Genomic DNA, 11,329 nt, shown 5'->3' on the forward strand with positions numbered 1-11,329 from the left:
TCCCCATCCTATCTGAATTATTCCCCCTTTTCTTAAAATCTTATATAAATATATATCTTATATATATTAAAAATATAAAGATAAAACTTATATAGGTTCATAAAATATAGAATAAAGCTTGCTATGACAATGTTTTTAACATGTCCTACTGTAAAAAATCATAAATGGTATGTAATGGGAGTGTAAAAATAGACTTTGTTGTACCATCCTTTCTACATAAAATCATAAAATAATACCACCATTCCTACATAAAAAATGAAGAAAAATAATTCACTGATAAGTATATTTATTCATCCGTAAATAAGAAGATATTCTCGATAGTTGTCCCCAATTTGTAGTTATTTGTACACAATCTATACACAATGATCATAATTTAATCCACTTAATTCAGTTATTCATATTTAATCACATAAAACTTGATGAATTTTAGTAGATTTACTTATAGAACCCTTATATAGCAACAATAGTATGATATTTTTATTCACAAATGATACTTTTTATAAACATATCCACTAAAAATTTAATTTTTCTTATGATTTTATGTAGAGTAAAATCTCTATTTATATAGGTATTGGATACCTTTTCAAGTTACTATTGTGGAAATTAAGAATGATGAATAACTTTTATTGTATAGAAGTGCATAAAAAAAGACTCTATTTTCAATAGAATCTTTTAGAAAAGTATATAAATGTATCTAATAGAAAGACTTTGAATGATAGAGTCAACACGAATAGCCCTCTACTTTGATTTTTTTTCAAATATAGAGAGCTGAAAATGATTACATTTCTTCCATTACTTTTAATACCTGTTCAGTTGATGTTACTTGAATTCCAGTACGTATCAGCTGTTCCAAGGCACGTATAAAGGTAATTAAATTTATGCTACCAGGTACTTCAATTACCCTTAGCTTTTCTTTTGGTAATTTATCTATCTTTTCAATGAACAATTCACGTACATCGCTAGGAATAAAGCGTTCCTTATGTCCTTTTATTTTTAGAAGTTCACGCATTTCTATTTCTAAAGCCATATAAGCATTTAGATTTGCACCTTGTTCATAAGCGTATTTTCTAAATAATGTTTCTTCTTGATATCTTAGATAATTACGATGGTAAGATTCCTCTGTAACAGGTACGGCAAATTTGTTCTTTAATAACTCAAATGTTTTACGGAACAGCTTCTTGATGCTTCGGCGAGAGTACATAGAGAAATGCAATCCGAAATCAAATATAGCTTGTTCTTTTTGTTTTGCTGGTACGTGCTGTGTAATAAGAGGATAAACCCCTTCTTTAGCTGCGGTATCAAGAATATGATACTGTGATGTTTGATTCAATAATTTTTTCAGTGTATATACTAACTTACTTGGATATTTTTCAGTGCGATCAATCATGTCACGCAAACTATGTATTACACTACGGATTTGTCGATGACAGGTATTTTTAAGTACATGAATAAATTTATTCATGTCTCGTGTAAATTCCCCAATATGCATTTCTTGTAGTGTAGATTCAATAAATCGGGCTTTACGGGCATACGTAACCTTTGGAGTAAAAGGATCACGATACTGTAGTTCGCCTGATTCTTTTCCACATAAGAAGTCTGAATGAATAGATAAAAATAAAGTCGTGTATTTTTTCTTGTTTTGAACCCCTTTTTGTAGTTTACAGATTTTGAATAGTGGAGTTCCTGTACAAGGCAATACAGTCGTTAGTTCTTTCATAACTGCACGAATTTGATGTGGATACTTCTTATGTAGAAAGCGGTACATCCCACCAAAGTGAGTCTTATTACCTCTTTCATCCTGTTTGTCTAAAGAACGTTTTAATGTAGTTTCTCTATGCTGTTGCATAGCAATATCTAAGAATAGCTTCTTAGATGCTACTGAAAGTTCAAAGAAAGCCTTTGTAAAGACTACAGGACTAATGTAAACATAAGGATTTGCTTTTTCTGTTTCTTCATTCATAAAATGAGTTATTTTAATTGTGTATCGACTATCTAATTCATTTTCTATCGTAATAATGTTATGTAGGCTTAATTTTTTTAATGCAATATAGAATTGAGAATGCTGTATACATGCCAATTCTTCTTTGTATTGCTTATAGTCTTCCCAAAGCATATGTACTGTTACGTTTGGAATAATACCATTCGTATAGCATTTTTTATGTAGGTAAAGAAATACTTCAAGATCTGCATTTGTAATACCATACAATTTATGTTTTCTTCCCATTGTCTTTGAAATAGTATGACGTGAAAAAGATGGCTTTGCTTGTGCGACAAATCCATCGATATCCGCAATACGTTCTTCATACGACATTTGATTAATAATATCTTCAAGGTATGTATCTTTATAGCTATAGTATTTTCCTTCCAATGCATCAACAAGTGCTTGCCAAGATTTTAATGTAACTATAACTGCATTAGTAGATTGTCCATTTAGACTACGTTGATTACGAATAACAAATGATTTGCTCATCTTTTTCACCTCCTATACAAATTAAAATATACATATCCGTACAATATAAAATATACCGATTTTAATTATAGCAAATCAAAATTTGACGAAATGGGTCCCTTTAAGAGCAAACATGAAAAAATGAAATGTACGTTAATCCCTTTCATATCAAGGGGTTTCGGGGTTTGTTCTATTTTTTTTATGGACATGATATCACTATGAATTTTCATGTTCTAAATAAACAAGGAAATGAGTTATAAACTGCTAATAAACGTTGTTCTAATAGGATTGGAAGCTTATTTTCATAAAAACATAAGGGACATGATAGGGCTGTGGATTTTCATATTTCTATTTATTACAATTCACATGAAAATCGTTAGTAAACATTGATGTTAAAGGGATTTATATGAAATTTGTTATCTATAAAAGGGACGCGATACCGCTAGGGTTGATTCATCTTTTCAGATAGAAAGGGACATGATACCGCTATAAATTTTCATGTTCTATAATTCCCTGAAATTTGAGGAGATGTTGTATAAATGTATGGTATATAAGGGGTTTAGGAGGATTTATGAAACACGAAAGGGACATGATACCGCTATAAATTTTCTTGTTTCATACCTTGAATATAGAAGAAACCCTTTTGTATCAAGGGTAGAAAAGATTATGAAAAAAATATATAGTTTAATTTCATGAAACATGTACGACTGGATTTTTTCATGTTTTAGTCAAAAGGGACATGATACCGCTATAAATTTTCACTTTGTATGCAAACTTTAATGAGTATTACCATATATACAAGGGCAATTTTAAAACATGAATAACCTAGCTTTTTCATGTTTAATCAAAAGGGACATGATATCGCAAAAGAATTTCATGTTTCAGCTAATTCCTTGAAAAATATTAGGTTTCTTATAACATCTTGCCTTTTCCAAATGGATACAGTCTTGTATAATCAGTAAAAGAAGTGGTTATAAGCATACGTGCTAGATTATCACTAAGGGATGGTTGGCTAGAACTTACTGTATTCTTTTTTATTTTCATGAATAGGAACATCATAAGGCTATATAGATTTAAGTTTAAATCATTCTCAATTGTAAATTAAATAAGGAGAAGGATATATATGGATAATGTTCTACAATTGTTTAAAGATGCATTAGTAATATCAGCACCTATCTATAAACATAATGAACAATTGTGGTATAAATGGAATGCTTATTACTTAGAAGTTAAAGAAGATACTAGTAGGATCGTAACTTCGGACTATTTTTCCCCATCATTTTCGATGCTTGTACAGTGGCTTGAACAGCAACAAAAAAAGGGAATCTCCTCTTTGGAAATATTCACCAACATAGAAGCTTACCAAATTGAAATTGATGTGGCGATAGGATTATTTGTGGAGCAAGAGTTTTCAAGAGCTAACAATGAAACCTTGCAGCAACCAAAGGAATCTAATACAGGTTTAGAGCACGAGAATTATTATGAAGTAAATAATTCTGCGGTTTATTATAAATTAAGAGATGGTATAGCAAAGAATCAATTTGAAGAAGATGAAAATACAAAGTTGAAATCTTATCCAATTGAAACGAAAGATAGTAGTGGAGTTGCACAACTTTCTTCACATAAGGATGAAGATTTAAGATTAATAAATATTGAAGAAGCTGCTCGTTGGAATACATTGGTTGATGGTGTAATGAGTAATATGGATGATTTAACTGCTGACTGTCTAGATGCAATTACTATCCAATGGTTAAATGAGGCAAAGTCCCCTGATGAATTCATAGACTTTTCATATAATCAGGTATTAGAAATGTGTAGCATACCTAAGGCAAAGGCAAATAACACAGAATATTATCGAGCAGAAGATAAAATAAAGGTTGCTAAACGTATTGCTGCCTTAGCAAGTATTTTTATCTATTTAAATGATGATAATGAGGTAGTTGTATTAAATGATCGAGCTGAAGCAGGTAAACATTATGAAGTAAAGCGAGAAGTTATTAAGAGGCTTTTTGTATTAGATTCTGTGGTACTCTGGAGAGATACTAACACTAACGAATATATGGGGATAGAATCTTGCAGGATTAAGCCAGGGAGCTTCTTATCAAGTTATTTATATGGTTCTAGTAGTACAACGGCACTATTATCAAAAAAAGCGTTAGAATATAATAGTTATAGACATAAATATCATAAGAGGTTGATTCGTTATTTAACTTGGCAGTGGAGAATTCGTCAAATGTTCTCTAGTTTAAAAAGGCCTTACTCTATAGGAGGAGATAAGGGATTACTGGCTGTCATGGGTATAAATCAAAATCAAAAGCCAAATCGTATCCGTGAACAGTTAGAAAATGTTCTTATTGATTTAGAGAAGGAAAAGGTAATATCACATTGGGAGTACAGTGAAGATTTAAAAGAGGAAATGTTAACAAAGAAGAATTGGTTTAAGAACTATTATGCTCAGTTAGGTATAATAATTTTACCGCCGAAAGAATTAATGAATTCAATAGAAAAAATAGCGAAGAAAAAAACAGTAGAGATCATACAAGAAGATTCTCCAGTGAAAATAGAAAATAACACTTTAGATGTTGATGATTATGAAAATTCAATTAGAGAAAAAATATCATTCTTCCATATGAATAAAAATATTACAATGCGAGAACTTTCAAAAGAAATAGGTATATCACAACCTACCCTTTCTAGGTTTTATAATAAGAAAACAAAACGCCTTTCAGGCACGGCTAAAGATAAATTAAATCAGTGGTATAAAAGACAAATTATTATCGATAAGATGTAGAAAAAGCTTAACTCCATGATAAAAAGAGTCCCTAAAATAGGGACTCTTTTTTATCATGGAGTAATAACGCTAGTTACCAAATAAATTGGCCGTATCCAGATCTTCATATTCATCTTTTAGTACTGCTTTTTCAGTTGTTGATTCATTTTCTATATGTGTATCTTTAGAAGTAGAATTCTTTTCATTAGATGAGATTATTCTATTTGAATCAGCTACCTCTTCTTCATTTGCTTGGCTTTCTTTTTGAATAGTAAGGTTTGAATTATTTAAAAGTATACGCTTAACATCATTTAAAAAGTCTTTATCTTGAAGTAAAATTTCTTTTTGCATTTGTTGCTGTATCTTATAATCAGCCACGTCTTGTAAACCGTGTTTATCAATAAAATAGCAAACAAGTTTATACAAAGAATCGGCTATATTGCTTTGTGACTCGAACCATTTAAAGAATTCTTCATTCTCAATCTTCTTGAGGTTCCAGAAGAAGGATTCTCTTTTTTTGTCGGACATACTATTTCACCTTTTTTCGAGAAAGAATTTTCTTGATAATTTGCATCCCCTTAGCATTCATATCTACAGCGTATTTCTCTGGAATCCACAATAAGTACATTCCAACTCGCTCACAATACTCTAATAATTGATTATATAATTCATCTTTAAAAGTAATACTTCCCCCACCATACACACATAAAACTTCAGCTTCACTGGCTGTATTGTTTACATATTTTTCATCTGTATCTTCTAGGATTAGTTCAGCTTGTTCCACTTTTGTAATATTAAAGTGGGTTGTTGCCTCTTCATGGTATTTATGATCTATATCTTGAAGAATTTGAGAGAATTGTTGGCGTTTAATGTTTGTGCCACGTTCTTGATTTAATAATTTTACAGCTTCTTCTGTAGCATGACCGACACCACGTCTTTCACCGCTACAAGCATCAATTACTGGGTTCACGCCAACTGTATAGATATACTCAGTTGTTCCATCCCCAATATCAGAATGTAGAATCTTTTTGTTTTTAAAGAAAGAGCCGTCAATTTTTTTGATTTCAAGTTTTTTTGCATATAGTTTAGTGAAATCAGTAAACATCTCCTCTTCCCCTTCAAGAATTGCAAATAACGGAGGAACACCCTCTTGTGTAATGTTTGCACTATTAAATGTTAAGCTAACCGTTACCTGCTCTTCTCCTACATAAACCACTACAACATGATTTGAATTAGTAAAACGCTGTTCTAAATGTTTAGCGTTTACGGGTGTCCATTGGCTTGCTGGGATAGCTGAAATAAGGTCGACAGTCACATTGATTGATTGTGGTAGTTCTTCTGTGCGTTCCCATTCAAGTTGAACTGATTTGTTTGCAATTAATCCTAGCATATTAATTAGAGGCAAATCATCATTGTATTTTTGACCTACTTTAATGTTCATGTTTTTAGGATTTTTCCCTGTTAACATCGCTCGATTACCAATGAAATACATTCCGGATCTTCGAATTGATTTACTAGCAATATTCACGAACATATTATCTACTAAATTAACTACGTTTTTTTGGATGTTTGTCTCAGTAACATTAGGCATTGAGTAAACACTTTGATATACATTTTTCATTTTTATGTATTCACCATTGATGTAACCTTTAAATGAATCGTTCCCAATATCACCTTCTATGTCTATATGAAGAGTTTTGCCTTTTAAACTTGCCATTATACATCACCTCTATAAAGTTTATTTCTAATTTATATCTAATAAATATATTATAACCTATAAAACCTTTAACAACAAGGGTTTTATAAGGTTTATGAATAAAAAATATAATTAAAATATAAAATAAATATAAAATAGATAATAAATCGAGATGTGTAGGATTATTTCGGGATATTTCTGATCTTTTGTATTTTTAGATATTCATTAGATATCTTTTGAATATCTATAAAATATAAAAGGTATTATTGGTAGGAGGAATACGTTTGTCGAAGATACCTTTTAAAATATCATGTTGTTTCTATGGTTTACGGATAGACTATTGATGATATATTTTGGGAATCCAAGGGATATCTAGTGGAATGAGGTATACATTTTAATCAGGAGGAAGAAAATTAGAAAGCAAATAAGATTAATTACGAATATGACTTATACATACTTGAATAGTTAAAATGGTTAGCCGAATAAACGTTATAAAGGTGTTATTTCGGTGTTTGATATTATGTGAACGCTAGGCGTTATTAATGCGTTAAACCCCTTTATATCAACGATTTCAATGTTTTTTATAAACAAATAGCTGATAAAAGAAATGAGATTGGAAGATTAGATGTTTTTTGGTGTAGTAACGCATTGAAAGACGGTTTTAAACTGAGATCTTTATTATATAAGTTTGTTTTTGGCTATTTTGATGATAACTATAACTAAAAGACTAAAAAAGTAGTATGCAAATTAACCCTCTACATATCAAGTTACAATATGTATTTTGTTGTATATGTTCTATTTGTATCTGCAGCACTCCTTTAAAAGAATAGAGAATCTATGGAATTTGATTTGAATATAAAAATTGAACAGGATTAATTACAGATTCATATATATTTGCTAAACAAACGTTATTATGGTGTTTATCTGGCGAACTTAGCAGATGAACACTAGGCGTTTTTAAAGCGTTAAACATTGTAATAGCAACATTTAAAGGTGGTTTTAAAGAGAAAATGGTTTAGGTAATGATAAAACCTATAAATTTATTTTTCGAGCTCAATAATAAAAAAAGTAGTTTGCATAGGCTGTAAAGAATTTCAATTGAAGTATTTCTATATAAAAAACCACATAGATATCAAAGTAGTCTCTACATACATACTTAGATCATAGTGGCAATATGAAGCTATGTTGAAAAGGTGTTTTTTTGGAGGTCCATTGGTAACATACTTTGAAAAATAAAACTTCTTTCTGAAGCAACTAATATAATATGATTTGGGATTGGATATATATCTAGGGTGTTGATCGGTTTGCATACTTTTACTGTTTATAGTAGGAATGTAGTAAGTGATTCTCCGTGAACGCATAGCGTTCACGGAGAATCACAGGAATGCTGGCTTAAAGTTTAAAAGTAAGATATTTAAATAGATAATGAATAACCTTTAGTGCTCTTGTTTTATTTTTGAAATTAACTCTAAATTTTTATGGTAAAACACCAAATTTTTTAACCAAATCTTATATTTTTTCGGATTATATATTTAAGTTTCTTAAGTTACATTAAACACAATAGTTTTATTATATGAACGTTTTAGAAGTGTTATTTAGGCGTTGTTATTTTGCAATGGGGCCTTCTTGAATCAATTTTTAGTTGCATATTTATATATTAATTAATTCGATGTTTTTGATGGATAGAGCAGAAACTTTGGCCAAGAGATAGTATGATTGTAATTTAAAAGAATTTTCTTTTTTTATATAAGAAGATTCAAAATAGCGATCTTAGTCCGGAGAGAAGTGCGATGGATATAAGCATATGTTTTTTGAAGTAAATGACTCTAGTCCAAACAAAATAAAATTCTACACAAGAAACAAACGAATAGGAATATGGTTATAATAGGTGATCAAACAAAAATATCTATAAGCTATAGTGGAACGCTGTTTGCAAAGCCTATGACTTAGTACGACTGTTAGATGATACATAAAAGAATTAATGAAAATTGGTACTTCTGTTGAGAATGATGTGGGATTAGGAATTAAAGAAGTTTTTTTATTTATAAAAAAGCTAAATTTGTTCGAACAGTAGAAACTAGCTAACAAAAACAAAACGTATTCTTTTCAGAAGAACGAATGATACTTTGAACTGGCATATGTAGTCTAAAGAAGGCAATAATTCATGATGTACCTTAGATGTAATTTTCAATAACGTTGGAGCCCAAGGCAAAATTTGATGAGGAGAAAGTTATAGTTGTATCTAATCACATGCTTTAGGCACTTATTTTAGAGGTTTTAAGAATTAACTAAAAAAATAAATCAATTCATTTCTAGCTTTACAGATTTTCCGAATGGGAAAGCTCACTACGGTGCGATAGCACCCACTTTAGGGGTGGGATGAAAATGAGGTCAAATGCGATGTACAAATAAAAGTCTCTAAAACAATCTTGTTCTCTGAAAACAGAATACATATGAGGTTGGAGTAACAAATTCTTCTACTCTGTAAAATGTATTGAGTCGTCAAGTACAAGACGCTAAAACACATTTGAGAACTCACAATCTGACTCGTTTGGTAATAGAATGAGTGCCGTATCTGCTATATGCACTGGATACGGAGTGGTGATGGCACACCGCAATCTTGCACGTCAGCGATACTAGAAATAGACTTCGCCTTTGGTAGCAAGAATCCCACTGACGTTTGTCAGCTTGTGGCTTTAGCCGTGGGAGTGTCAAAATATAATTATAAAGAAATAGAAAAAATTTATAATGGGATTTATGAGTGTAACGAAAGTTATTATCACAGATTGAGGGCTTCATGAGCGTTATAAAAACGGCCATGAAACCCTCGGAAAATATTTTTAACACTACTAACTATTTTTTGTATAGAATGTATTTAATATGAGAATACTATTAATGTGAAACTGTGACCTCTTAACAATACTGCGATCTATTTAATATATGAGATTCCTGCTTTATCCTGTTTTTCACAATTTCGTCAAGCATGGGATGATAGTTTACAATTGGAATGAGTTTTATGCAACCAACATCCTATCTTAAGAATTCATAAAAAGCAATATCTACAATTATATGATAACAAGCCAAGCATTTTGGCTTAAGTCAATCGGCATACACCTTCCACTTTCACATTTTTGAGGAAGTAGTTCTTTGTCAGAGATCGATAAAATTCATGCAATAATTTTGAGAATGCTACTATTAAGCAACTATGCTTTTAAATGATGTTACCAAATCGAAGACGTTATAAATTTAAATTATTAATCCTAACTATAATCTACAAAGGTTAAGTGGATATTTTAAGGTATTGGGATTCTCGGAGAATTTAAACGTTATCAAAGTGTTATTTTAGTGTTTATTTTCACGTGAACGCTATCCGTTATTTCACCGACTAATCCCTTAAATACAACGTTAGGGGTTGTTTAAAGAGCGTTACTCCTAACAGGCATATGAATAAATAAGATAATTATTCATATGATGTTTTGGTCCTTTTAAATAATAAAAACAATATATATATTGTTAGTCTATATACTATTTAATACTTATAATATAATAAATTGTTGTTATAACTAGTACTAAATGTTATAACAACAATTTCAACTAAATGAAGTAAAAATATATTGTATTAAATTCTTTAAACAGGGATCAACTTGCAAGAAGCAAAGCATAATCTTCCAAGGGCGTATTTCAAGAAATCCCCTAATTTTAGCCGTGTTATAGATGTTCATGAGAGTTTCATTCTTATACACATTATGATAAAGGTATTAACACAAGTTTAAATCATAAGAACGAAGTGTTTTATTTATAAAGTGTATGAATTACGAGAATAGCCACCTAACAAATAAGAAATGGAGTGTCTTTTTATTTAGTGATCTTGCGTCTCCAAACATCCTTACAGGCTGTTTGAGGCGCAAGATGTTTAATACAGTAGGAAGAAAATGAACGCTTTCGAAACGTTAGTTTAACGATTTGCAAAACGTGAACGCTGTGCGTTCATAAGGAATTCAGTTCATTAATATGATATGTTTTATTTAACAGTGTTCATAACGCGTATAAATTAGTAATAATGAATGCTGCGATGGTATGGTACTGCTTTATTATTACTAATCTTAAGATTTATCTTAAGTGAATGGTGAACTACCCGCCACTTAACGTCCTAACGGACTGTTTGAAGTGGGGGCTTCTCGGTTAGTCGTTACTTTTGGTAGCTAACGAATTCGTCCTAAGATAGCCGAGCTAACTCCCTTGTTCCAAGGGTTATTTTATTGCTATCCATGCTAACGCCAATAGGCGTATTGCTTCATTTTTGATATTGATAGCTGCGTTATAATCTCTATCGAGATTTACACCGCATATACAAGAATAGACTCGCTCAGACAATGACATATTTTTCACATTTTCACAACTGCTACATGTTTTT

The 11,329-nt window shown here is 30.7% G+C and carries 5 protein-coding genes; 1 reads left to right on the forward strand and 4 read right to left on the reverse strand.

The window, feature by feature from the left end:
• Positions 1-778: 778 nt before the first annotated feature.
• Positions 779-2,470, reverse strand: coding sequence for a hypothetical protein (locus tag DN400_RS23030; RefSeq protein WP_098236986.1), 1,692 nt, complete (start codon positions 2,468-2,470; stop codon positions 779-781).
• A gap of 1,102 nt (positions 2,471-3,572) precedes the next feature.
• Here DN400_RS23030 and DN400_RS23035 point away from each other — a divergent pair.
• The gene (locus tag DN400_RS23035; protein WP_000370963.1) at positions 3,573-5,240 is read left to right on the forward strand and encodes a helix-turn-helix domain-containing protein; all 1,668 of its coding nucleotides are present in this window, start codon (positions 3,573-3,575) and stop codon (positions 5,238-5,240) included.
• Positions 5,241-5,309: 69 nt separating this feature from the next.
• Here the strand turns inward: DN400_RS23035 and DN400_RS23040 are convergent, their stop codons facing one another.
• The 3 genes from DN400_RS23040 to DN400_RS23050 all read right to left on the reverse strand — a co-directional run.
• Positions 5,310-5,747 (reverse strand): hypothetical protein, encoded by a 438-nt coding sequence (locus DN400_RS23040; protein WP_001280894.1) that lies wholly within the window; start codon positions 5,745-5,747, stop codon positions 5,310-5,312.
• Between the two features lies 1 nt (position 5,748).
• Complete coding sequence (locus tag DN400_RS23045; protein WP_000157615.1) at positions 5,749-6,936, reverse strand: ParM/StbA family protein; 1,188 nt, start codon at positions 6,934-6,936, stop codon at positions 5,749-5,751.
• A gap of 4,230 nt (positions 6,937-11,166) precedes the next feature.
• Positions 11,167-11,329 (reverse strand): zinc ribbon domain-containing protein (locus tag DN400_RS23050; protein ID WP_147801951.1); only part of this gene is annotated, 163 nt, incomplete at its 5' end.

Origin of the sequence: Bacillus sp. AR8-1, from assembly GCF_008042345.1 — a bacterium.
GTDB lineage: Bacteria > Bacillota > Bacilli > Bacillales > Bacillaceae_G > Bacillus_A > Bacillus_A cereus.